Source organism: Marinomonas rhizomae (assembly GCF_024397855.1).
GTDB lineage: Bacteria > Pseudomonadota > Gammaproteobacteria > Pseudomonadales > Marinomonadaceae > Marinomonas > Marinomonas rhizomae_A.
The window spans coordinates 4,088,015-4,112,701 of record NZ_CP073343.1; the positions used below are offsets into that span (position 1 = coordinate 4,088,015).

Below are 24,687 nucleotides of genomic sequence, written 5' to 3' on the forward strand. Positions count from 1 at the left end.
CTATGAAGATAAAAAACTAATGAATAATTTCATCATTTAATCTTTTTTTGTAATATTTGTAATATTTCAACGCTCAATTTGAAATATTTGGTTCAACTCTTTGATAGTAAAAGGTTTTGAAATAAATAAATCATCGTCTTTTAATTGATATTTTTGTTTTAATTCGTCTTTTGGCAAGCCAGACATCAGCAATATTGGCCCAGTAAAACCAGACAAATCAGAATTCAGACTGTGTGCCAGCTCAACACCGCTCATGGTTCCAGCTAAGTTAACATCCGACACAATAGCATCCGGCACAATGGCTTTATTCAAAGCATTCATCACCGCTTCGGCGCATTCAAAGGTTTGCACCATAAAGCCCATTTTTTCTAATTGTTCACGCATGACTCGACATACTTCTTCGTCGTCTTCTACCAGCCACACCAAGCTCAATTCAGGCAAGACTATCACGCCTTGATTGAGGCCTTTCTCTTCAGCCGCTTCGCCACTATCTAAAATCAAGTCAGGCGATGTAATTTGTTGGGGCAAAAACAAGCAAACACGCGTCCACTTGCCTTTTTCGGAGGTGACTTTGATTTCACCACCACTTTGTTTCACAAAACCATAAATCATGCTCAAACCCAAACCACTGCCTTTGCCGACAGGCTTAGTAGTGAAGAAAGGCTCAAATATGCGGCCAATTACGTCATCATCAATACCGTCACCCGAGTCTTCTACTCGAATACGAATGGCTGGCACGTCGCTGTCTGGTAAAGTGCACAGCTTGGTTGAAAAGGCCAAACGCCCACCATCCGGCATAGCGCTGGCGCTATTTAAGGACAAATTCAACAAGGCATTTTCTAGCTGAGAGGGATCAATCAAACTCACCACATCAGGACATTGCAAATCACTTTCGACGACAATATGCGATCCCACACTGTACTCGACCAAATCCAACATGCCTTCGATCAAGTCATCAATCCCAATCGGTACAGGGAAAAGTTGCTGACGACGACTAAAGGCCAATAAGCGCTGTACCAAGTTGCTGCTTTTCTCAGAAACGACCAAAGCGCGTTCTATGTATCGCGCTTGATCTTCTGTCTGTGGGCGAGAGTCAGACAGCATTTGTAGATTACCCATAATCGCCGCTAATAGATTATTAAAGTCATGAGCAACGCCACCTGTTAACTGCCCTAACATCTCCATTTTTTGCGCCTGACGAAGCTGGCTTTCAACACTCTTACGTTCAGTTAAATCCGTGTATAAGGTAACAAAGCCGCCTTCTGGCATTGGCTTGGAACGAAACTCGATAATTTTCCCCGAATCAAAATGACGCTCAAAACTTTGAAAACGCAAATGACGAGAAACGTTCACTTCTTCCATATGAACTTGCTGATTTTCTAAATTAAGGTTTTTGTGTTGTCCTTGATTAATAAGGTTTTGTACGTCATCAATCGCCATACCGACGTGCAAGTCATCGTCCGACAAATCAAACAACTTCTGATAACCCACGTTCCAAGCCACCAAGGCCCCTTTTGCGGAAAATACACTCAAGCCATCGTTCATATTATCGAAGATGGTTTCCAGCAAACGTTTTTGCTCCGATAGCTCGGCAGTGACTTCCAAACGCCTTAAAGCATCTCGACGAAAAACCTCAAAGGTATCAGCCAAGGTACCAATTTCATCGTTACGGCGTATTCCCGTATGCTTTGAATCTACACGCCCCAAAGACAGTTGCTCCATGTCATTGGTGACGACACCTAAATCTTTGGTCATGCGTTGGCTGTACCAATACAAACGCGTCAAACCCAACAAAAGAAATACTGATATACCGATAATCCAGTTCTGACCACGGGCTACAAAGGTCGATACCTCCTGACGTTGACGGCTCACTTTCTTTTGCAAACCACCAACGAAATCACTGACATGCTTACTCAATTGTTCCGACTTAGCTCGAATTGCAATCAGCAAATAATTTTTGCGCTCTTGTATTTGATTCAAACGTCGATGCGCCATTAGCAAATCATCAGCAATACTCGCCACTTGCTCGTTTTGTTCTGAAAGTTTTAAGCTTTCCAAGATGCTTTCTGGCACCAAACTCGGCGATTCTAGTAATTGCAGTAGCCATACCAAACCTTGCTGATTAGTCACACTAGCGGCATCATCATTTAGCGGCAACTGACGAATCCGAAACTGTTGTGCCAAGCTGTCTTCTCGTAGATACAACTCTTCCCGCACCAAGGCAACAAGCTCCTCAAGAGTGGTTTGCAGATCATCTAATCGTTTATCGATATCCTGTTGAAAGGCTGAATCCGTCAAACTGTCAGCGACGCCACGAAGCTCAAGAATACGACGATGAATGCGCTCAGATTCGGTTTGTAATTGAAAAGGACGCCCAGAACCAGCGGTATAAGGTGCTATCGCGGCCAATTGCGCAACGCCTTCGGCGAGCGTTAAAGAGGTCGAGATTTCAGGTAGGGTTTCTGACTCAAATTCTGACAAAGAAGCTTCACTAACGCGCATGGATTGCCAGCCAATACCCACCATAAAAAACGCTACCAAGCTAATCGCTAAAATAGACAAGGAGGCTTTCTGACGGATACTGGTAAAACGCATTTAATTAATCCGCACTGGGCCTTGGAAAAAATAGCCAAGGCCACGTTGTGTCTTGATGAACTCTGGCGTTTTCGGATTCGTTTCTATTTTTCGTCTTAGACGCAGAATCAATACATCAACTGTTCGATCAAATACCTCAGTTTCTAAGCCTCGGCTTTGCTCTATGAGCTGTTCACGAGAAAAGATACGATCTGGATGGCGAGCTAACACTTCTAACAGCGAGAATTCACCTAAGGTCAAGGTCACTAACTTGCCGCTTGGGTCATGTAAAAGGCGCGCAGTGAGGTCCAACGCCCAACTACCAAATTTCAAACAATCGTGATCTTGATTAATCGTACTTCCCGCTGTTGGTGGGACTTGATAAGAACGGCGTAACAAAGCATGAATTCGCGCCGTCAGTTCACGTAAATTAAACGGCTTCATCATGTAATCGTCTGCGGCTAACTCTAGCCCTAAAATTCGATCTGTTTCATCACCTTTGCCGGTTAACATCATGATTGGCATCGCAAAACGCTCGCGGATATCTCGAGCAAGATTCAAACCATCCTCTTCTCGTAGATATAAATCCATCAATACCAAATCGACAGGCTCAGCTTCAAGGTGAAGCCACATTTGGCTGCCATTTTCCGCTTCCAGTACTTTGTAACCTTTTTGCGACAAGGCGTCACAAAGCAACTGACGAATATCTTGATCGTCATCCACTACCAATAAAGTTTTTTTATGTTGTTCTGTCATTGTCTGGGTTGGAATCCATTATCGTTGTTATTCAAACTAACAAACCGTTATAGCTACATTATTAGAGACCTTTCACGATGTTACGAGCTAAGCTCTCATTAATATCATGTTAAAGTTAATAGACGATTAACAAAAGGAAAAGCTTCTCGTGCAGCAGAAAATCCAACCTCAGAAGAAAAACATCCTGCTCACTTTTTTAGATCCTGAGCAATTCATCCACATAGATCAAGATGAAACCGTCTTGGCCGCGTTAGTATCCGCAGGTATTCCGATCAAACAAGCTTGCACCAATGGCGTTTGCGGTGTTTGTCTGACGCCCTTGCTATCCGGCGAGATTGATTACGCGGATCGGCAACCGCATGGCTTAAACGACAAAGAGAAACGCAATGGCTACTTTCTACCTTGCATCGCCACTTGTAAAACCGATATCTCCATAGACAGGCCTAAAGTGAGACTGCGCTAATAGCCTAAAAACGTTATCATGAGCACAGCGAATTAATGAGCCGTCTTATGTCCAGCGAACTGCCAATTTACCAACTGATTCCTCAGCTAAAACATCAACTATTGCATCACCATGAAGCGATATTAGAAGCCGCTCCCGGTGCTGGTAAAACTACGGTGGTGCCAATTGCCTTAATGGAAGAAGCTTGGCTTAAGGGCCGCAAGATTATCATATTGGAACCAAGACGTTTAGCTGCCAAAGCCGCTGCAAAGCGTCTTGCTGATACCTTGCAAGAGCCGCTTGGAAAACGCGTTGGCTATCGTATTCGTCACGAAGGAAAAGAAAGCGCTCAGACACAAGTTTTGGTGGTCACCGAAGGCGTACTAACTCGCATGTTACACGATGATCCCAGTTTAGATGACATTGCCTTAGTCATCTTCGACGAATTCCACGAGCGTAATTTGCACTCGGACTTAGCCTTTGCCTTATGTTTACAAGCAAGAGAACTGTATCGCGACGAAGACCCGCTTAAGCTCTTGGTGATGTCCGCCACACTCGATACAACAGCACTCGAATCACGGCTCGCTTGTCCGACTCTCACCAGCCAAGGTCGAAGCTTTCCTATCATCATGCGTTATAGCAATAAAGCCCTCAAGACCTTTCAAGTCACCGATGAAGTGATTCGACTCACTTGCCAAGCCTTTAATGAAGAAACTGGCAGCCTACTCGTTTTCCTACCAGGTCAAAAAGAAATTCGCCAAGCGGCAAGCCAATTACAACAACGTTTAGGTCATGAGCCACATCTAAGCATCTTGCCTTTGTATGGCGAACTAAGCCTAAAAGAACAAGAGGCGGTGATTGAGCCAACAACTGCTCCCATTCGAAAAATTGTACTCGCCACAGCCATTGCCCAAACCAGTTTAACCATTGATGGTATCCGAGTGGTGATTGACAGCGGCCTAAGCCGAGAAGCACGCTTTGATGCCAGCACCGCGACAACGCGCCTACATACTCGCCGTGCAACTCAGGCAGAAACGACTCAGCGAATGGGCCGAGCAGGACGTACCGAAGAAGGTATTTGTTATCGTTGGTGGAGCGAAGGTCAACAACATCAACTCGCCCCACAAGCTCAGCCACAAATAGAGATCAGCGACCTCAGCAGTTTAGTGATGGATTTGGCGAAATGGGGCGTACAAGAACGCCTTGAATTGGATTGGATTACACCGCCGCCAAGCAGCCATTGGCAACAATCGATCGACTTGCTAACCAATCTGCAAGCTCTTGAACAAAATCAAACATCACAGCCGTCTTTAGAGTTAAGCCAACTCGGTGAGCAAATGAGCAATCTCGGCATCGAACCCAGACTCGCTCGATTGCTTTTAGATGGAAAACAAAATGGTGACAGCGATTTGGCCAGCGCCATCTGCACCATACTGTCAGAAGGCGATCCCTTTGCTAATCATCATAGCGACTTATCTGATCGTCTTCATTGGTTAGCTGGTCACAATCAGGCACAGAGTAAGCGACCAAGACAGAACTACTTAAAAGCTCAGCAACAATGGCGAAAACGTAGTCAGCAAATCAGCATTCAACAAACTTCGGCGAATAATCAACAGGAAGTCGCCTTTTTATTGATTCGAGCCTTTGCCGACCGCATTGCTCAACGCGTTGGACAAGATCATGACAAGACCCGCTATAAATTGGCCAATGGACGCATGGCGAGTCTATCGTCACTCGACCCTTGTGCGCAAAGCGAGTGGCTTATTGCGCTGGATATCGGCGGCCATCATGGCCAAGAAGAAGATCGTATTTTCCTCGCCTACCCGATCAAGCTTTCCACGTTGATAGATGATTTTGCCGATTTATTAATCATCAAAAACCATCTTGCTTGGTCAAAAAAAGACGCTCGCCTGTTAAGTGAATCACAACGTTGGATTGGCAAACTGTGCATTGATAAACAAACACTGAGCAAGCCATCAGAAGCAGACATCAGCCAAGCAGTTTGCCAGCATATTCGCCAAGAAGGACTGACTGTTTTGCCTTGGAACGATTCCAGCGAACAACTACGAGCGCGTCTGCAATTTGCCTTTATACACGATAAACAAAACCTCTGGTCGGATTGTTCTGATGACGCACTATTAAATGACCTAGAAGAATGGCTCGGGCCATACCTTGGTAAAGTGACCAATCAACAAGCCATGAATAAGCTTCCGTTAAACGATATATTGTTATCTCGGTTAGATTGGAACCAACAGCAATTTCTTAATCAAAAAGTCCCCACGAGAATCACGGTGCCATCAGGCTCAACTCATGCTATTGATTACTGCGAACAACAGCCAACTCTAAGGGTCAAACTGCAAGAAATGTTTGGCTATACAAAGAGTCCAACCGTACTGAATCAAGTCGTACGTATTGAATTGCTTTCACCAGGGCAGCGACCACTTGCTGTAACTCAAGATTTAGCTTTCTTTTGGCGTGAGGCTTACCCTGAAGTTCGCAAAGAAATGCGCGGAAGGTATCCAAAACACCCTTGGCCAGAAGACCCTATGAGTGCAGAAGCCACCGCGAAAACCAATCGAGCGCTAAGATCGTCATAACTGTCTTAGTGCTTGATCCGTTAGTTGCTGGCTAAAAGGTGTGTTCTTGGGATGCGTTGGAGACCAGCCCATAATAAAACGATGGAAATCAGCCCAAGCGATAGGGAATAAATCATGCCACTCTTGAGCCACAGCTTCAGCGAAATCAGGTGATTCCCCCGTCGAAATCAGACAACGAGACAATTCAGAAAAGTAGATATCCAAAAGAAAATCTAAATGCAAACTTAGTTCATCTTCGCTTAAACAACTACCCAAAAAATACGCGACATCTTGGACACCAATACCACGACCAATATATTGAAAATCGACCGCTGCGACCGCACTCAAATCTTCAGAAAAACAAAAATTAGCTAACTTAGCATCACCATGCACAAGCGTTTGGTAACACGCTGTATTGATTGCATCATCTAGTTTTTCAGCGGACTGCTTTAATGATGAATCCATCATAGCTTTCCATTCATCTGGACGTGTCTGTAAATGCCAATAAGTACCTCGCTGCCACAACCCTTCTGGCCAGTCATACTGTCTATCAGACTGTAAAAAACGGGCATGGAAATTTGCTAACCAATGAAGCACAACACTCACTTCTTCTAATTCTAAAGTGGAACAACGTCGAGGATAACCAGCCTCATCTAAATCTTCTAACAAGATATACACCTGACCTTCTTGTTGCCATGACGCAAGACACCTCGCCACTCTCTCACTGTCTTGACAGCACTCGGCCCAACCTTGATACCAGTTTGTTTCCACCTGATAGGAATGAACTTTACGTTTGTGAGCAAAGCTCGACTGCCAACCTCGTGGATGCGCCTTCATTTCACCAAACTGAATAGATTTAAGCACAACACTATTGGCAATTTCAGAGCCTTGAACAGAAAAGCGAACTACCTCGCCATAACCACTCCATAAACTCTGAACTAAATTCTCTCGAGTAACTTGAGTGGCATGCAAAGCGCGTTTAATAAAAATTTCTGGGGTCATAAGATTCGCAAACAATAAAGACATAAGTTAATACTGATTATCTTAACGGAAAAGCAAGGCAGACTCACAATATGAAAAGGAATTGAACAAAATAATGAGCTTATAAAAATGGTCTTTGTTTATTCATCTTTGCCTTTGATTCACACCGACGCTTTGGGCTACGAGATAAGCGCAAGCAAATCAAATAATAAGATGACATTCCTGCAAACGAAAAAAGCCCTGACAGCGTTAGCTATCAGGGCCTTTTAATATAAAGCTTGATGATACTTATCCCCTTGCGGGATGCCTATCCCCTTGTGGGACGACCATCGGCGATGGCGAGCACCCTCGGCGAATAAAGCGTCACTTCTGAACGCCTGTGGCGAGTAAAAAGCGGGATGGGAGAAGGTTGTTTTGATGGCGCTGCTTTTCTCCAGACGAAAAAAAGCCCTGACAGCGTTAGCTATCAGGGCCTTCTTAATATAAAGCTTGACGACGACCTACTCTCACATGGGATCTCCCACACTACCATCGGCGATGGCGCTTTTCACTTCTGAGTTCGGGATGGGATCAGGTGGTTCAACGCCTCTATGATCGTCAAGCAATTCGTTTTGCGTTTGTTTTGAGGTATGCGTTTATTGCATTGTCTTTCGACTTGACTCAAAACACGCGAATACGTGCTTGGATCTTTAACAATTCATTTTGAAATAACGTGTATCAAGCGATAAACCAGCTTATTCAATATCGTATATGTGTCTTTGTCATTTTGATGATCTTGAGCTTTTACTCTCTTCATCCAAAACCACTTTGGTGTTATATGGTCAAGCCTCACGAGCAATTAGTATTGGTTAGCTCAATGCCTCACAGCACTTACACACCCAACCTATCAACGTCCTAGTCTCGAACGGCTCTTTAGGGGACTTATGTCCCAGTGAGATCTTATCTTAAGGGAGGCTTCCCGCTTAGATGCTTTCAGCGGTTATCCCGTCCGAACATAGCTACCCGGCAATGCCACTGGCGTGACAACCGGAACACCAGAGGTTCGTCCACTCCGGTCCTCTCGTACTAGGAGCAGCTCCTCTCAAATCTCAAACGTCCACGGCAGATAGGGACCGAACTGTCTCACGACGTTCTAAACCCAGCTCGCGTACCACTTTAAATGGCGAACAGCCATACCCTTGGGACCGGCTTCAGCCCCAGGATGTGATGAGCCGACATCGAGGTGCCAAACACCGCCGTCGATGTGAACTCTTGGGCGGTATCAGCCTGTTATCCCCGGAGTACCTTTTATCCGTTGAGCGATGGCCCTTCCATACAGAACCACCGGATCACTAAGACCTACTTTCGTACCTGCTCGACGTGTCTGTCTCGCAGTTAAGCGTGCTTTTGCCTTTACACTCTATGCATGATTTCCGACCATGCTGAGCACACCTTCGTGCTCCTCCGTTACTCTTTGGGAGGAGACCGCCCCAGTCAAACTACCCACCACACAGTGTCCTCGATCCCGATAAGGGACCTGAGTTAGAACCTCAAACATACCAGGGTGGTATTTCAAGAGTGGCTCCATGCAAACTGGCGTCTGCACTTCAAAGCCTCCCACCTATCCTACACAAGTAGGTTCAAAGTTCACTGTGAAGCTATAGTAAAGGTTCACGGGGTCTTTCCGTCTAGCCGCGGATACACAGCATCTTCACTGCGATTTCAATTTCACTGAGTCTCGGGTGGAGACAGTGTGGCCATCGTTACGCCATTCGTGCAGGTCGGAACTTACCCGACAAGGAATTTCGCTACCTTAGGACCGTTATAGTTACGGCCGCCGTTTACTTGGGCTTCGATCAAGAGCTTCGCTTGCGCTAACCCCATCAATTAACCTTCAAGCACCGGGCAGGCGTCACACCCTATACGTCCACTTTCGTGTTTGCAGAGTGCTGTGTTTTTAATAAACAGTCGCAGCCACCTGGTATCTTCGACCGACTAGTGCTTACGGAGCAAGTCCTTCACACCGGCCGGCGTACCTTCTCCCGAAGTTACGGTACCATTTTGCCTAGTTCCTTCACCCGAGTTCTCTCAAGCGCCTTGGTATTCTCTACCTGACCACCTGTGTCGGTTTGGGGTACGGTCAATGTATATCTGAAGCTTAGAAGTTTTTCCTGGAAGCATGGCATCAACCACTTCGCCCAAAAGAGGGCTCGTCATCAGTTCTCGGCATTCTCTCTAAAAGAGTGACCCGGATTTGCCTAAGTCACTTGCCTACCGCCTTAAACACAGACAACCATCGCTGTGCTGGCCTAGCCTTCTCCGTCTCTCCATCGCAATATACATCGGTACAGGAATATTAACCTGTTTTCCATCGACTACGCATTTCTGCCTCGCCTTAGGGGCCGACTCACCCTGCCCTGATTAACATGGGACAGGAAACCTTGGTCTTCCGGCGGGGGAGTTTTTCACTCCCCTTATCGTTACTCATGTCAACATTCGCACTTCTGATACCTCCAGCCTGCCTTACAGCTTGACCTTCAACGGCTTACAGAACGCTCCTCTACCATGCCTAATAAATTAAGCATCCGTAGCTTCGGTGTACAGTTTGAGCCCCGTTATATCTTCCGCGCAGGCCGACTCGACTAGTGAGCTATTACGCTTTCTTTAAAGGATGGCTGCTTCTAAGCCAACCTCCTAGCTGTCTAAGCCTTCCCACATCGTTTCCCACTTAACTGTAACTTTGGGACCTTAGCTGACGGTCTGGGTTGTTTCCCTTTCCACGACGGACGTTAGCACCCGCCGTGTGTCTCCCGTAATTGCACTCATTGGTATTCGGAGTTTGCATGGGGTTGGTAAGTCGGGATGACCCCCTAGCCCAAACAGTGCTCTACCCCCAATGGTGAGATACGAGGCGCTACCTAAATAGCTTTCGAGGAGAACCAGCTATCTCCGAGCTTGATTAGCCTTTCACTCCTATCCACAAGTCATCCCCAGCCTTTTCAACGGATGTGGGTTCGGTCCTCCAGTTGATGTTACTCAACCTTCAACCTGCTCATGGATAGATCGCCCGGTTTCGGGTCTATTCCCAGCAACTAAACGCCCTATTAAGACTCGGTTTCCCTACGGCTCCACTATGTGCTTAACCTTGCTACTGAAAATAAGTCGTTGACCCATTATACAAAAGGTACGCAGTCACGGAACAAGTCCGCTCCCACTGCTTGTACGTACACGGTTTCAGGATCTATTTCACTCCCCTCACAGGGGTTCTTTTCGCCTTTCCCTCACGGTACTGGTTCACTATCGGTCAGTCAGGAGTATTTAGCCTTGGAGGATGGTCCCCCCATATTCAGACAGGATAACACGTGTCCCGTCCTACTCGTTTTCATGATTAAGGTGTTTTCGTATACGGGGCTATCACCCTCTATCGCGGCACTTTCCAGAGCCTTCTACTAACACCAAAACCACTTAAGGGCTAATCCCCTTTCGCTCGCCGCTACTTAGGGAATCTCGGTTGATTTCTTTTCCTCCGGGTACTTAGATGTTTCAGTTCCCCGGGTTCGCCTCCACACAGCTATGTATTCACTGTGGGATACTCTACAAGTAGAGTGGGTTTCCCCATTCGGACATGTTCGGATCAAAGTCTGTTTATCGACTCCCCGAACCTTTTCGCAGATTACCACGTCCTTCATCGCCTCTGACTGCCAAGGCATCCACCGTGCACGCTTGGTCACTTGACCATATAACCCAAAATAGTTTCGGATCACATACCAAAGAGCTTTTGTGTCTCTCTGGATTTACGATAATAGAAGTCACTAGGTTAAAGTGAACTTCCACCGGTTTAACGCTTGATTCATCGTTATTTCAAAATTCGAATTGTTAAAGAGCAAGTTTAGTGCAAAGCACTAAGTCAGATGCTTGATGGACAAACCATTCAAACCTCTTGCTTAGAACTCTGTGCTAATGCTTTTAAGATAGGTATCAGATAATTTGTGTGAACGCTCACCAGAGGTTTCTATCGTTTAAGGAGGTGATCCAGCCCCAGGTTCCCCTAGGGCTACCTTGTTACGACTTCACCCCAGTCATTGACCACTCCGTGGTAACCGCCATCCCCGAAGGGTTAAGCTAGCTACTTCTGGAGCAATCAACTCCCATGGTGTGACGGGCGGTGTGTACAAGGCCCGGGAACGTATTCACCGTGACATTCTGATTCACGATTACTAGCGATTCCGACTTCATGGAGTCGAGTTGCAGACTCCAATCCGGACTACGACGTACTTTCTGGGATTCGCTTACTATCGCTAGTTCGCAGCCCTCTGTATACGCCATTGTAGCACGTGTGTAGCCCTACTCGTAAGGGCCATGATGACTTGACGTCGTCCCCACCTTCCTCCGGTTTGTCACCGGCAGTCTCCTTAAAGTTCCCACCCGAAGTGCTGGCAAATAAGGATAAGGGTTGCGCTCGTTACGGGACTTAACCCAACATTTCACAACACGAGCTGACGACAGCCATGCAGCACCTGTCTCAGAGTTCCCGAAGGCACTAAGCTATCTCTAGCGAATTCTCTGGATGTCAAGAGTAGGTAAGGTTCTTCGCGTTGCGTCGAATTAAACCACATGCTCCACCGCTTGTGCGGGCCCCCGTCAATTCATTTGAGTTTTAACCTTGCGGCCGTACTCCCCAGGCGGTCTACTTATTGCGTTAGCTGCGCCACTAAGTCATTACAACCCAACGGCTAGTAGACATCGTTTACGGCGTGGACTACCAGGGTATCTAATCCTGTTTGCTCCCCACGCTTTCGCACCTCAGTGTCAGTATTAGTCCAGGGTGTCGCCTTCGCCACTGATGTTCCTTCCTATATCTACGCATTTCACCGCTACACAGGAAATTCCACACCCCTCTACCATACTCTAGCCTGCCAGTATCGGGTGCCATTCCAAGGTTGAGCCCTGGGATTTCACATCCGACTTAACAAACCACCTACGCGCGCTTTACGCCCAGTAATTCCGATTAACGCTTGCACCCTCTGTATTACCGCGGCTGCTGGCACAGAGTTAGCCGGTGCTTCTTCTGGGGCTAACGTCAAAGTAACTGGATATTAGCCAGTTACCCTTCCTCACCCCTGAAAGTGCTTTACAACCCTAAGGCCTTCTTCACACACGCGGCATGGCTGGATCAGGCTTCCGCCCATTGTCCAATATTCCCCACTGCTGCCTCCCGTAGGAGTCTGGGCCGTGTCTCAGTCCCAGTGTGACTGGCCATCCTCTCAGACCAGTTAAAGATCGTCGCCTTGGTAGGCCTTTACCCTACCAACTAGCTAATCTTACGCAGGCTCATCTAATAGCGGAAGGCTCCGAAGAGTCCCCTCCTTTCCCCCTTAGGGCGTATGCGGTATTAGCATGCGTTTCCACATGTTGTCCCCCTCTACTAGGCAGATTCCTACGCGTTACTCACCCGTCCGCCGCTCGTCAGCAGGAGCAAGCTCCCCTGTTACCGCTCGACTTGCATGTGTTAAGCCTGCCGCCAGCGTTCAATCTGAGCCATGATCAAACTCTTCAGTTAAAAAGTTTGCTTACTCAAAATCTATTACACTAACAATAACTTAATCGACTCATCATCCCTAAGAACAATAAGCCAACATAAAGCGAATTGACGTGTTAGACGTTTCGCAAGACTTCAATTTTTTTGATCATCTCGAATCAGTTAAAAACCAATCCGGACAATCTTCTGAAGCCTCTAGCGAGCGCCCACACAAATTATCTGATTATCTATTTTAAAGAGCGTGCTAACTTGAATGACTAACCAAATCATATTTAGTTAGTTGAACTTGGTCTTCGTTGCTCTGAAGCCTTGTCCGTGTCAGCGAGGGCGTATATTAAGGATCTACAGATTTTGTGCAACCCTTTTTTTAATTAATTTTGAAATTAATTAAAAAGGCATTACACCTCAACAATACGAAGTTCTTTTGGCATAGAGAAAGACACGTTCTCTTCTCTACCTTTTATCTCTTGAGGAGCACTACCGCCTTCTGTAACAAGACGATCAATTACCTCATTAACCAACACTTCAGGTGCTGAAGCACCAGCAGTCACGCCAATACTACGAATACCCTTCAACCAGTCACACTGAATCTCACTAGCATTATCGATTAAATAGGCCTTTGCCCCCATTCTCTCTGCTAGCTCACGAAGACGGTTTGAGTTAGAGCTATTCACAGAACCAACAACAAGGACCAATTCAGATTCTTGCGCTAACGTCTTCACCGCATCTTGACGATTTTGCGTGGCATAGCAAATATCATCTTTCTTAGGACCACGAATCATCGGAAAATGCTTACGAAGCGCATCGATAACAACAGAAGTATCATCCATAGACAATGTTGTTTGAGTAACAAAGGCAAGGCGCTCAGGATTCTTTACTTCCAGCTTTTCCACATCGGCAGGACTCTCTACTAAATAGATAGCACCACCCTGACGATCATCGTACTGCCCCATGGTGCCTTCCACTTCGGGATGACCATCATGACCAATTAAAATACATTCCATGCCATCGCGAGAATAACGCAATACTTCTAAGTGCACTTTAGTCACAAGCGGACAAGTCGCATCAAAGACCTTTAAGCCTCTATTCGTTGCTTCATCACGCACCGCTTTAGAAACACCATGAGCACTAAAGATAACAATGTTGTCATCAGGCACTTGGTCCAGTTCATCAACAAAAACAGCACCGCGAGACTTTAAAGACTCAACGACAAATTTATTATGTACTACTTCATGACGAACATAGATCGGTGCTTCAAAAAGGTCCAAGCAACGATTCACTATATCTATCGCCCTATCAACCCCAGCACAAAAACCACGAGGGTTCGCTAGTTGAATAGCAAAACTCATGCAACCTCCTCTACTGCAACAATCTGAGCTCTAAATGTCAGAGAGCGTCCAGCCAAAGGGTGATTAAAGTCTACCACTACTTCTTTATCGCCAATTTCAGCAATCACGCCGGGCAATTCGTTTTTACTCATATCAGCAAAAGACACTACCATCCCCTCTTCTAGATCCATAGAAAACTGAGAACGAGGCATACGCTGGATGTTACTTTCATTGTGTGCACCAAACGCTTTTTCAGGTGACATAACAAAAGAAGCTTCTTGCCCTGCAGACATCCCCAACAAAGCCGTTTCAAAATCTGGCAATAAACTACCATCACCAAATACAAAGCTTGCTGGAGCCTGAGAAAAATTAGAATCAACAATTTGACCGTCTTCAAGTGACAACTCAAAATGTAGAGTGACTCGGCTTGTTGCCGTAATTACATTCATTCTTTTGTACCTTCCTGCTTTTTGGTCACGAAGCCTTCAAGCAACATTAAAATAACACCGATGGTAATAGCAGAATCCGCTAGATTGAATGCAGGAAAATACCAGGACTGCTGCCAATGAAACTGCAAAAAATCTACAACATGACCATAAACCAATCGGTCATAGAGGTTACCGATAGCACCACCCAACACAAAGGTCAGAGCTAATGATTCCAATCGATTTGTCTCTGATATTTTAACCAAACGCCAACTTATACCAACAACCACAGCCAATGCGATCAAAGAGAAAAACCAGCGCTGCCAGCCACCCGCTTGTGCGAGAAAGCTAAAAGCCGCACCCGTGTTATATCTCAAAGTCAGATCAAAGAATGGGAAGACAACAATCTCTTGCCCATAAAACAAGTTGGACTCAATCGCTTGCTTCGTTACCCAATCCAAAACAAAAAGAATGAGAGCCAGCGCCCACCAGCGCTGAACTCGTTGCCATACAATTAAAGCTGTCATTAGGCGTAAAGGCGCTCTTCGCCTTCCCCATCAGGCAAGTTGGAGATACAACGATCACACAACTCAGGGTGCGATTCTCGTTTACCTACTTCTTCACGGTGATGCCAACAACGTACACATTTAGTGTACTTACTCAGTTCAACATGAACTTTCAAGCCATCAAGGTCAGTTGCAACAGCCTCATCACTCGCTTGAGACAAAGACAAAACCTTAACGTCAGAAGCAATCAAAACGAAACGAAGTTCTTCGCCTAGTCGGGTCAAGGTCGCTTGCAAGGCTTCATCACAATAAAGTGTGATATCAGCACTTAAGCTCGCTTTCATCTTGCCTTCGCTACGAGCCGCTTCTAATACCTTATTCGTTGCCACTTTAGCTTCAAGAACTTGCTTCCAAAATTCACGACCCATTGGCTCATCACCAGATAGTTCTTCTAGGCCTTCGTACCATGTTTCTAAGAAAACAGACTCACCGCGCTCACCTGGCAGCGTTTGCCAGATTTCATCAGCCGTAAAACTCAAGATAGGAGCAATCCAACGGGAGAAGGCTTCCATCACATGATAAAGCGCGGTTTGAGCAGAACGGCGCGCCAAGCTATCTTCTTGTGTTGTGTATTGACGATCTTTAATGACATCCAGATAGAAGCCACCTAAATCAACAGAGCAGAAGTTTTGAATTTTCTGGTTAACAGTATGGAATTGATATTCGTTGTACGCCGCATTTAATTCTTTTTGCAACAAAGCAGCACGATCTACAATCCAACGATCCAAAGCGATCATTTCACTTGCAGGAACCATATGCTCCGCTGGTTCAAAGCCATTTAGGTTCGCCATCATAAAGCGCGCCGTATTACGAATACGACGATAAGAATCCGCAACGCGTTTAAGGATTTCATCAGACACTGTCATTTCAGTGGTGTAATCGGTCGCAGCTACCCATAAACGGATAATGTCAGCGCCTAAGGTATCCATGACTTTCTGTGGAGACAATACGTTCCCCAAAGATTTAGACATTTTGCGTCCGTCGCCATCCACAGTAAATCCGTGAGTCAGAACTTGCTTGTATGGCGGCACACCACGTACTGCAATGGACGTTTTCAAAGACGATTGAAACCAACCGCGATGCTGGTCTGAACCCTCAAGATACAAATCAGCAGGGAAGCTCAACTCGTCACGCTGATCGATAACAGAATAATGAGTAACACCAGAGTCGAACCATACATCCAGCGTGTCAGTGACCTTGCTGTACTTTTCAGCGTCCGCACCCAATAGCTCTTCTGCTTCCATCTCAAACCAAGCGTCGATACCTTCTACTTCGATACGCTTAGCCACTTCTTCGATCAAACGAGGCGTTTCAGGGTGAAGCTCTTGAGTCTCTTTATTGATAAACAACGCAATCGGCACACCCCAAGTACGCTGACGAGACACACACCAGTCAGGGCTGTTATTCAACATCCCTTCCATACGGTTTTGTCCCCAGCTTGGTACCCACTTCACGCCTTCAACAGCATGTTTAGCGGCATCAAGTAAACCTTCTTTGGTCATACTGATAAACCACTGAGGCGTTGCACGGAAGATCAATGGTGTTTTAGTACGCCAGCAATGTGGGTAACTATGAAAGATTTTAGACTCAAACACTAAAGCACTATTACGATTTAACGCGTCAAGTACGGCACCATCTACTTTATAGACATGCAAACCAGCAAATTCGCCAGCCGTTTCGGAGTAAACACCGTTATCTTGAACAAGATTGATTGTACCAATGCCATTTTCACGACCAACATTAAAGTCGTCTACGCCATGATCTGGTGCCGTATGTACGCAACCAGTACCCGCTTCAGTCGTTACGTGCTCACCTAAGATGACAGGAATATCACGCTCTAAGAAAGGGTGATTTAACACAGTGCCCGCTAGTTCAGCACCAACAGCACGACCAACAATGCGGAACGCTGTTACGCCATAGCGAGACATCACACCTTCAACCATGTCTTCAGCAACAATCAAGCGCTCTTTGCCCAAGCCCATATCGACTTCAACTAACGCATAGTTAAATTCAGGGTGTACAGAGACTGCTTGGCTTGCTGGAAGTGTCCAAGGCGTCGTTGTCCAGATCACAACAGACACTTTGCCTTCACCTTCAACATCAGAGAACTTAGCAAGCAAAGCCGCTTCGTCTTGTGGCGCATAACGCACATCCAAAGACAAAGACGTCTTGTCTTGATACTCCACTTCCGCCTCTGCCAAGGCAGAACCACCAACCACACTCCAGTAAACAGGCTTGAAGCCCTTTACCAAATGACCGTTTTCAGCAATTTTACCCAGAGCACGAACAATGTTCGCTTCCGTCTGGAAGTTCATAGTCAGATAAGGATTTTCCCAATCCCCCATCACACCCAAACGGATAAAGTCTTTTTTCTGTTCTTCAATTTGCGTGTAAGCGTATTCGCGACATTTCGCGCGAAACTCTTTATAAGAAACTTTCGTTCCGGCCTTACCTATAAGCTGCTCAACTTTGTGCTCGATTGGCAAGCCGTGGCAATCCCAACCTGGAATATAAGGCGCATCAAAGCCACTAACGGTTTTAGACTTAACAATAATATCTTTGAGGATTTTGTTAACCGCGTGACCAATGTGAATACTGCCATTTGCGTACGGAGGGCCATCATGAAGAATAAAAGATTTACGGCCTTTGCTTACTTCACGTACTTTCTGGTATAGGTCCATATCCTGCCAACGCTTAAGCATTGCAGGTTCACGTTTTGCCAAATCTCCACGCATTGGGAAGTCAGTATCTGGCAAATTCAGTGTCGGTTTATAATCACTCATGGTTTATCGATTCATCCTCAAAGATCATCTTTTCACTGATTAGCAAAAAAGCGTAACGCTTCTTCTTTATCACATTGAATTTGTTTTTCCAGCGCATCTAAGCTGGCCATTTTTCGCTCTGCCCTAATAAAATGACAGAAAGTCACCTGCACATACTTGTCGTACAGGTCACCAGTAAAATCTAATAAATGTACTTCTAATATGGGCGTTTTACCTTGAACAGTAGGACGCACACCAATATTCGCTACACCATTGTGAGAAACACCATCAACCATAAAGGTCACAGCATACACCCCAGACAACGCAGCCTTAATTCCTTTAAGATGAACATTGGCCGTTGGAAAACCTAATTTTCGCCCCAACTGCTGCCCATGTATCACACGACCACTTAACGAGACCGTATGCCCCATGTTCATTTGGGCTGCTGAAATATCACCCCGTTCCAGCGCTTTCCTAACTAAAGTACTACTCACTCGCTCATTCAGAGCATTTAACACCGACGGTGTATTTTCGACATCGAAGCCATGCTGACTACCGAATTCTTGCAAATAATAAAAATCACCTTGTCGATCACAACCAAAGCGAAAGTCATCACCTACTACTAAATGATTTACTGACAAACCGTCTAATAAAATTTGCTGGCAAAATGCCTGCGCGTCTAGTTGCTGGAGCTTAGGGTTGAACGGCATACAAAGTACATAATCAATACCTTGCCCTTCCAACAGTCTAACCTTATCTCGTAGACGACCAATACGGCCAGGCGCAGTCTCCGGAGCAAAAAACTCTCTCGGCTGCGGCTCAAAAATCATAATAGCGGCAGGCGAGTTATATTGTTTTGCCAAGGCTTTGACGCGCGCTAGAATAGCACCGTGCCCTAAATGAACACCGTCAAAGTTCCCTACCGTCAGCACGCACTCTTTATGCTTTGATCGGATATTATGAATACCGCGAATTAACTCCATAGAACCCCGTACAAAACAATTAGACCCAGCGTCGAAAAAATATCATGGATTATATAGCAGTTAACCTGATGAAGGTAGGCCAGAACTTGAACAAGCTGTGCAAACACATAATCAAGGCAAAAATGCGTCAAACAGACCTAATGCTTAAAAATAGAAGGACGCAAACCAGCCGCCACCGCGACCAGAACGTACACCAGCACCCCACAAACAACAACAACCAAGGTACAGCCTACCCGATATAAATCCTCCATTTGAGTCCATTGCCACCCTTGAAGAAGAAACATGTACAAACATCCACCAAGCGCCACGGTAGCACTCAACAATATACGTAACAAACGCCCCCACTGAGCTGAAAATACGTGATATTGCTTTTTATACAAGCCTCGCCATAACAAGAAGGCATTCAAGGCCGCAGAAAGACTTGTCGCCAACGCTAGCCCCACATGCCCAAGCGGCCAGACCAGTATTAAATTCAGCACCATATTCGACACCATCGCAATAATACCGATACGCACAGGCGTTTTGGTATCTTGTCTCGCGTAATACCCTGGCGCCAAGACTTTGATCAACATCATAAACACCAAGCCTAGCGAGTAAGCCTGCAAACTTTGCGCCGCCATATGAACATCATTCACCGTTAATTCACCACGATAAAAGATCGTTGCAATCAAGGGCTCGGCCAACATAAATAGAGCCAGAGAAGACGGAATCGCAATCAATAGTAAAATTCGCAGCGCCCAATCCAGCGTTTCAGAGAACGTCGAAGCTTCACCGCCAGAAAAACTGCGCGACAACGAAGGCAGAATAACCGTACTAATAGCAATAGCAAAAATACCCAGCGGCAGCTCATACAGCCGATCAGACAAATACAGCCAAGTAATACTACCCGTCTGTAAAAAAGACGCCAACACAGTGTCTAGTAGCAAATTGATCTGACCGACAGACACACCAAACAGAGCAGGCCCCATCAAAAGCAGAATCCGCTTCACACCAGGATGGCGAAAGCCTAAAGTCGGCATCGGCAACAACCGCAACCTCGCCAAAAACGGAATTTGAAACATGAGCTGAATCAAGCCCGCAAAAAACACCCCCCAAGCAACCGCCGTTTCAGCCTGAGCCGCCGTGCGAGCAAAAAACAGCGTCGCAATAATGAGTGAGATATTCAGAAAAATCGGCGTAATAGCAGGAACTGCGTATTCACCATGAGCATTTAGAATTCCACCCGCCAAAGCCGTTAAGGAAATGAACAGCAAATACGGAAAAGTAATGACCAGTAACTCTGATGCCAATGCCGCCTGACCATCATCGCCAGTAAAACCTGGCGCAAATACGTAAACAACCCAGGGGGCACATACCATAAAAATCACAGTAATACACAGCAACACCAAAGCAAGCGATCCAGATACCGCAGAAATAAGCGCTCGTACTTCATCCTTACCATCCTTCACCCGGTAATCACTCAACACTGGGACAAACGCTTGAGCAAACGCCCCCTCGGCAAATAATCGACGAAAAAAGTTAGGAATTTTAAAAGCAACGTAAAAAGCATCCGCACTGCCACTCGCACCCAATACATAAGCTAAAGCAGCGTCTCTCACCAAACCAAGAATACGAGAAAGAAAAGTACAAATAGAAACCAAGACACCAGAACGTAACAAAGACAAAGACTTAGACTCTTTATCAAGGGCGGATTTTTTTTCAGACATAAGAAATTACGACTTAGACAATAGACAGATCCACCAAGAATAACACCAGCAACGGCTAGAGCGCAGCCAAATATATAAGCTCATTTGATTAAAATTTGTATAATAGGGTTGTGACTGCGCTAAAAACTGGTAAAATCCGCCGCGAGATTTCAAAGTTAAAACTTGACATTAATTTCATGACACAGCACAGTGCTGGGTCATAACTTATTCCAAATTAAAGGAGCCAGACCGTGGCAAATTCCGCCGGTTCAAAAAAACGCGCGCGCCAAGCAGTAAAAAGCCGCGCTCACAATGGTAGCCTTCGTTCAATGGTTCGCACGTACTTGAAAAAAGTAGATGCGGCTATCGAAGCAGGCAATCAAGCTGACGCACAAGCAGCTTACGTTCTAGCAACTTCTAAGCTAGACAAAGCCGCAGACAAAGGCCTATATCACAAAAACAAAGCAGCTCGTCATAAGAGCCGCTTGAGTGCTAAAATCAAAGCACTGGCCTAATACCTATAAAAAAACCGGCAACTGCCGGTTTTTTTATGTCTTTAATTTATGCCTTCAAAATCCCAGACCTTTCAACCTAGATAACACCATCCAAAAGCACTATTTAATTGAGCTGCATCAGCCAAATAAAACCACCAGCCAAACCACTGCAGCCAAAAGCAACGCCAACATAACGGCCGCCGAACCTAAATCTTTCGCACGACCCGATAATTCATGATGTTCACTACTAATTCGATCGACCACAGCTTCAACACTTGAGTTTAGCGTCTCTACGACCAACACCAAACCAACTGAGAAAATAAGCACCGCACGCTCAAGCCCCGTATCACCGAACCAGATAGCAAAAGGTAAAGAAATCATAAAAAGCACAGCTTCCTGACGAAATGCCGCCTCATGCTTCCATTGCGCTCGCAAACCTTGATAGGAATATTTCGAAGCACTCAACACTCGATCCAAACCCACTTTACCCGGCTTTGCCATGACAACCTCTTTTAAATAATAACCAAATCATCGCGATGAATTAATTCTGGCTCACCTTTGTAACCCAAAATATCACCAATATTAGACGAAGGCTGACCAAGCAACTTCAGCGTTTCAGCCACACTGTAGTTCACTAAGCCTCGAGCAACTAAACCGCCCTGCAAATCCACACAAATAACCATATCCCCACGCGAAAAAGTCCCTTGCGCGTCCTTCACCCCAACAGGCAGAAGACTGGTACCCGCCTTTCGCAATGCCTTTACAGCACCATCATCTAGAATCAAAGCACCGCGACTCTTCAGATGCCCAGCCAACCATTGCTTACGTGCAGCCACTCTTCCGTGCTCCGGCTGCAACCAAGTACCCAGCATTTCGCCTGAAGCAACGCGGACAATCACATTATCTTCACGACCCGAAGCAATCAAAGTATCTGCACCAGAGCGAGCCGCCAAAAGTGCCGCTCGCACTTTTGTTAGCATACCGCCACTACCAAGCACACCTGCACCACCACTCGCCATAGACTCAAGACGTGTATCCGATGCTGAAATATGCGTGATTAATGTTGCATCTTTATGATCACGTGGATTTTTATCATACAGCCCATGCTGGTCAGTAAGAATAATCAACAAATCAGCTTCAACCAGATTGGCCACCAAGGCGCCCAGCGTATCATTATCGCCAAAACGAATTTCGTCGGTTACAACTGTGTCATTTTCGTTAACTATGGGTACAACACCAAAGCCAAGCAAAGTACGCAACGAAGATCGAGCGTTTAAGTAACGTCGGCGGTTAGATAAATCATCATGAGTCAGTAGAATTTGCGCAGTGCATAAGCCATGCTTTTCAAAATGAGACTCATAAACCCCCACCAACTCCATCTGCCCAACGGCTGCCGCAGCTTGCAGCTCATTCACTTGAGTGGGACGAGAAGAAAAGCCAAGACGCTTCATACCAGCCGCAATAGAACCAGAAGAGACCAACACCACTTCTTTTCCTTGCGCCCTTAACTCAGCAATTTGAGCAACCCAAAGACCAATTCGGGCAACATCCAACCCCTGACCATCGTTTGTCAATAACGCACTGCCAATCTTCACAACGACACGCTGCGCCTTAGCTATTTTTTCTCGCATTTCCATGATACTACTTATTCTCACCAATCAGATTAGCTAACGTATTCCACTTCAACATCGTAGTCATCTTCATCGAAATCATCGTCATCAACTAAGAGACCAGCTTTACGACGCTTTTCACGCAATGACATAATACGATTACGGCCTTCTTCATCAATCAAGGTACGCATGGCTTTTTCTTTCTCACGAGCTTCCGGACTTTCTAGTAACAGCTCACGCTTTTCATCAAGCGCCGTCATCAGATCCAAACACAATACTTCCGTACCTTCACCTGATATTGCAGAAATGCGGTAAGCCTTACCTTCCCAGCCCAGCGCATCAATAACACTTTGGCAACGCTCTTCCAACTCATCTTCTGGCACCATGTCAGTTTTATTCAAAACTAACCAACGATCACGCTCTGCCAACGCAGGGCTAAACTGATGCAATTCGTTAACAGCAATAACGGCCGCCTCTGCGGGAGTAATCTCATCCCAAGGCGCCAAGTCTACGATGTGCAACAAAATACGGTTACGTACTAAGTGCTTCAAGAAACGAATACCAAGACCTGCACCTTCAGATGCACCTTCGATAATCCCAGGAATATCGGCAACAACGAAACTCTGGTGCTTTTTCACTTTTACCACCCCAAGGTTCGGCACCAAGGTTGTAAAAGGATAATCCGCAACTTTCGGCTTAGCAGAAGAAACCGCGCGAATGAACGTCGATTTACCTGCATTAGGAAGACCAAGCAAACCAACATCCGCCAAGACCTTCATCTCTAGCTTCAAGGTGCGCTCTTCACCTACCGTACCTTTAGTCGTTTGGCGCGGTGCACGGTTGGTACTGGACTTAAATCGAGTATTACCAAGGCCATGGTGACCACCTTGAGCAACTTTTAACGTTTGACCATCACGAACAAGATCGCCCAGCGTCTCACCAGTGTCATCATCAATAACCGTCGTACCAACAGGCACTTTAATTTCAAGATCAGGCCCTTTCGAGCCAGTCATGTCTCGACCTTGACCACCCTCGCCACTCTCGGCGATGTATTTCTTCGTAAAACGAAAATCGATCAGAGTGTTTAAGGCTTCATCAGCAACCAGTATGACACTACCGCCATTACCGCCGTCACCACCATCAGGACCGCCTTTCGCCACAAACTTCTCGCGCCAAAAACTCAACGCTCCATTTCCGCCTTTACCCGCTCTCACGTAGATACTGGCTTCATCAACAAATTTCACAATAACACCTCTTCGGTGGATTATCAGAATCAACAAACTCTGATTATAGAATTCTTCCAAAAAAAAAGCCCCGCGTCGCGGAGCTTTTTTTAAGTTTTTAGCAAGCGATTAAGCAGCTACGACAGAAACTGTACGACGCTTAAACTTACCTTTCACTTCAAACTTCACTTGGCCTTCGACAACAGCGAACAAAGTGTGATCTTTACCAATTTGAACACCTGCACCAGGGTGGAATTGTGTACCACGCTGACGAACAAGGATGTTACCTGGGATCACAACTTGACCACCAAAACGTTTGACACCTAATCGTTTCGACTCGGAATCGCGACCGTTACGAGTACTACCACCCGCCTTTTTATGAGCCATGACTTACTCCTTAAATTTGAATAGTTAGCGCTTAGTTAATGCCAGTTATTTTCACTTCCGTGAACCACTGACGATGACCCATACGCTTCATAGAGTGCTTACGACGACGGAATTTCAAAATTTTCACTTTGTCACCGCGACCGTGTGCAACAACTTCCGCTGTCACTTTAGCGCCTTCTACAACAGGTGCGCCAACTTTAACGTCGTCGCCATTGCATACAAGAAGAACGTCGTCGAATTGAATCGCGCCACCTTCTTCAACAGCTAATTTCTCAACCTTAAGGGTTTGGCCTTCTTCTACACGGTATTGCTTACCGCCAGTTTTGATCACTGCAAACATGTTCTTCTCCAATGAGATTTACCCGGCTACTGAAATT

At 45.9% G+C, this 24,687-nt stretch carries 17 protein-coding genes and 3 rRNA genes; 3 read left to right on the top strand and 17 right to left on the bottom strand.

Going from position 1 to position 24,687, the window contains the following annotated elements; genetic code table 11:
* Positions 1-66: 66 nt before the first annotated feature.
* Together KDW99_RS19160 and KDW99_RS19165 are read right to left on the bottom strand one after the other, a co-directional pair.
* Positions 67-2,595, bottom strand: coding sequence for a PAS-domain containing protein (locus tag KDW99_RS19160; RefSeq protein WP_255827100.1), 2,529 nt, complete (start codon positions 2,593-2,595; stop codon positions 67-69).
* A complete protein-coding gene (locus KDW99_RS19165; protein WP_255827101.1) occupies positions 2,596-3,330 on the bottom strand; it encodes a response regulator in 735 nt (244 codons plus the stop codon).
* A 148-nt stretch (positions 3,331-3,478) separates the two neighbouring features.
* Between KDW99_RS19165 and KDW99_RS19170 the strand changes: the two genes are divergently transcribed.
* Positions 3,479-3,793, top strand: a complete 315-nt coding sequence (locus KDW99_RS19170; RefSeq protein WP_255827102.1) for a 2Fe-2S iron-sulfur cluster-binding protein — start codon at positions 3,479-3,481, stop codon at positions 3,791-3,793.
* A gap of 47 nt (positions 3,794-3,840) precedes the next feature.
* A complete protein-coding gene (hrpB, locus tag KDW99_RS19175; protein ID WP_255827103.1) occupies positions 3,841-6,369 on the top strand; it encodes an ATP-dependent helicase HrpB in 2,529 nt (842 codons plus the stop codon).
* Here hrpB and KDW99_RS19180 read toward each other — a convergent pair.
* The 10 genes from KDW99_RS19180 to murJ form a co-directional block, all read right to left on the bottom strand.
* On the bottom strand, positions 6,364-7,350 hold the full coding sequence (locus KDW99_RS19180) for an ecdysteroid 22-kinase family protein (protein WP_255827104.1): 987 nt from the start codon (positions 7,348-7,350) through the stop codon (positions 6,364-6,366). The two genes, hrpB and KDW99_RS19180, sit on opposite strands and share 6 nt — an antisense overlap.
* Positions 7,351-7,816: 466 nt before the next feature.
* A 5S ribosomal RNA gene (rrf, locus tag KDW99_RS19185) occupies positions 7,817-7,931 on the bottom strand.
* A gap of 215 nt (positions 7,932-8,146) precedes the next feature.
* Positions 8,147-11,045 (bottom strand): 23S ribosomal RNA (locus KDW99_RS19190).
* A gap of 283 nt (positions 11,046-11,328) precedes the next feature.
* Positions 11,329-12,868, bottom strand: a 16S ribosomal RNA gene (locus KDW99_RS19195).
* Together the 16S, 23S and 5S rRNA genes form the textbook arrangement of a ribosomal RNA operon.
* A gap of 377 nt (positions 12,869-13,245) precedes the next feature.
* Positions 13,246-14,196, bottom strand: a complete 951-nt coding sequence (ispH, locus tag KDW99_RS19200; protein WP_255827105.1) for a 4-hydroxy-3-methylbut-2-enyl diphosphate reductase — start codon at positions 14,194-14,196, stop codon at positions 13,246-13,248.
* Complete coding sequence (locus tag KDW99_RS19205) at positions 14,193-14,624, bottom strand: FKBP-type peptidyl-prolyl cis-trans isomerase (protein WP_255827106.1); 432 nt, start codon at positions 14,622-14,624, stop codon at positions 14,193-14,195. Before KDW99_RS19205 ends, ispH begins: the two co-directional genes overlap by 4 nt.
* A complete protein-coding gene (lspA, locus tag KDW99_RS19210; protein ID WP_255827107.1) occupies positions 14,621-15,127 on the bottom strand; it encodes a signal peptidase II in 507 nt (168 codons plus the stop codon). Before lspA ends, KDW99_RS19205 begins: the two co-directional genes overlap by 4 nt.
* Positions 15,127-17,949 (bottom strand): isoleucine--tRNA ligase, encoded by a 2,823-nt coding sequence (ileS, locus tag KDW99_RS19215; protein WP_255827108.1) that lies wholly within the window; start codon positions 17,947-17,949, stop codon positions 15,127-15,129. Before ileS ends, lspA begins: the two co-directional genes overlap by 1 nt.
* 32 nt (positions 17,950-17,981) lie before the next feature.
* The gene (gene ribF, locus KDW99_RS19220) at positions 17,982-18,911 is read right to left on the bottom strand and encodes a bifunctional riboflavin kinase/FAD synthetase (RefSeq protein WP_255827109.1); all 930 of its coding nucleotides are present in this window, start codon (positions 18,909-18,911) and stop codon (positions 17,982-17,984) included.
* A gap of 137 nt (positions 18,912-19,048) precedes the next feature.
* The gene (gene murJ, locus KDW99_RS19225; RefSeq protein WP_255827110.1) at positions 19,049-20,617 is read right to left on the bottom strand and encodes a murein biosynthesis integral membrane protein MurJ; all 1,569 of its coding nucleotides are present in this window, start codon (positions 20,615-20,617) and stop codon (positions 19,049-19,051) included.
* A 230-nt stretch (positions 20,618-20,847) separates the two neighbouring features.
* On the opposite strand from murJ, the gene rpsT reads away from it, so the two are divergent.
* Positions 20,848-21,111 (top strand): 30S ribosomal protein S20, encoded by a 264-nt coding sequence (gene rpsT / locus KDW99_RS19230; protein ID WP_012071893.1) that lies wholly within the window; start codon positions 20,848-20,850, stop codon positions 21,109-21,111.
* Between the two features lie 117 nt (positions 21,112-21,228).
* Here rpsT and KDW99_RS19235 read toward each other — a convergent pair whose 3' ends face one another.
* The 5 genes from KDW99_RS19235 to rplU all read right to left on the bottom strand — a co-directional run bounded on the left by KDW99_RS19235 (position 21,229) and on the right by rplU (position 24,650).
* The gene (locus tag KDW99_RS19235; RefSeq protein WP_255827111.1) at positions 21,229-21,591 is read right to left on the bottom strand and encodes a diacylglycerol kinase; all 363 of its coding nucleotides are present in this window, start codon (positions 21,589-21,591) and stop codon (positions 21,229-21,231) included.
* 11 nt (positions 21,592-21,602) lie between these two features.
* Positions 21,603-22,727, bottom strand: coding sequence for a glutamate 5-kinase (gene proB, locus KDW99_RS19240; RefSeq protein ID WP_255827112.1), 1,125 nt, complete (start codon positions 22,725-22,727; stop codon positions 21,603-21,605).
* A gap of 26 nt (positions 22,728-22,753) precedes the next feature.
* Positions 22,754-23,944, bottom strand: coding sequence for an Obg family GTPase CgtA (gene cgtA / locus KDW99_RS19245; RefSeq protein WP_255827113.1), 1,191 nt, complete (start codon positions 23,942-23,944; stop codon positions 22,754-22,756).
* Between the two features lie 108 nt (positions 23,945-24,052).
* Positions 24,053-24,310 (bottom strand): 50S ribosomal protein L27, encoded by a 258-nt coding sequence (gene rpmA / locus KDW99_RS19250; protein WP_110577397.1) that lies wholly within the window; start codon positions 24,308-24,310, stop codon positions 24,053-24,055.
* Positions 24,311-24,341: 31 nt separating this feature from the next.
* Positions 24,342-24,650: a 50S ribosomal protein L21 gene (gene rplU / locus KDW99_RS19255; protein WP_012071898.1), complete on the bottom strand. Its 309-nt coding sequence runs from the start codon at positions 24,648-24,650 to the stop codon at positions 24,342-24,344.
* Between the last annotated feature and the right edge of the window lie 37 nt (positions 24,651-24,687).

Excerpts from the sequence above, each read along its gene's own strand:
- ileS (WP_255827108.1), bottom strand. The coding sequence starts at position 17,949 with ATGAGTGATTATAAACCGACACTGAATTTGCCAGATACTGACTTCCCA.
- hrpB (WP_255827103.1), top strand. The coding sequence starts at position 3,841 with ATGTCCAGCGAACTGCCAATTTACCAACTGATTCCTCAGCTAAAACAT.
- ispH (WP_255827105.1), bottom strand. The coding sequence starts at position 14,196 with ATGAGTTTTGCTATTCAACTAGCGAACCCTCGTGGTTTTTGTGCTGGG.
- KDW99_RS19160 (WP_255827100.1), bottom strand. The coding sequence starts at position 2,595 with ATGCGTTTTACCAGTATCCGTCAGAAAGCCTCCTTGTCTATTTTAGCG.
- KDW99_RS19165 (WP_255827101.1), bottom strand. The coding sequence starts at position 3,330 with ATGACAGAACAACATAAAAAAACTTTATTGGTAGTGGATGACGATCAA.
- KDW99_RS19180 (WP_255827104.1), bottom strand. The coding sequence starts at position 7,350 with ATGACCCCAGAAATTTTTATTAAACGCGCTTTGCATGCCACTCAAGTT.
- rpmA (WP_110577397.1), bottom strand. The coding sequence starts at position 24,310 with ATGGCTCATAAAAAGGCGGGTGGTAGTACTCGTAACGGTCGCGATTCC.
- proB (WP_255827112.1), bottom strand. The coding sequence starts at position 22,727 with ATGGAAATGCGAGAAAAAATAGCTAAGGCGCAGCGTGTCGTTGTGAAG.
- lspA (WP_255827107.1), bottom strand. The coding sequence starts at position 15,127 with ATGACAGCTTTAATTGTATGGCAACGAGTTCAGCGCTGGTGGGCGCTG.
- rplU (WP_012071898.1), bottom strand. The coding sequence starts at position 24,650 with ATGTTTGCAGTGATCAAAACTGGCGGTAAGCAATACCGTGTAGAAGAA.
- murJ (WP_255827110.1), bottom strand. The coding sequence starts at position 20,617 with ATGTCTGAAAAAAAATCCGCCCTTGATAAAGAGTCTAAGTCTTTGTCT.
- ribF (WP_255827109.1), bottom strand. The coding sequence starts at position 18,911 with ATGGAGTTAATTCGCGGTATTCATAATATCCGATCAAAGCATAAAGAG.
- KDW99_RS19205 (WP_255827106.1), bottom strand. The coding sequence starts at position 14,624 with ATGAATGTAATTACGGCAACAAGCCGAGTCACTCTACATTTTGAGTTG.
- KDW99_RS19235 (WP_255827111.1), bottom strand. The coding sequence starts at position 21,591 with ATGGCAAAGCCGGGTAAAGTGGGTTTGGATCGAGTGTTGAGTGCTTCG.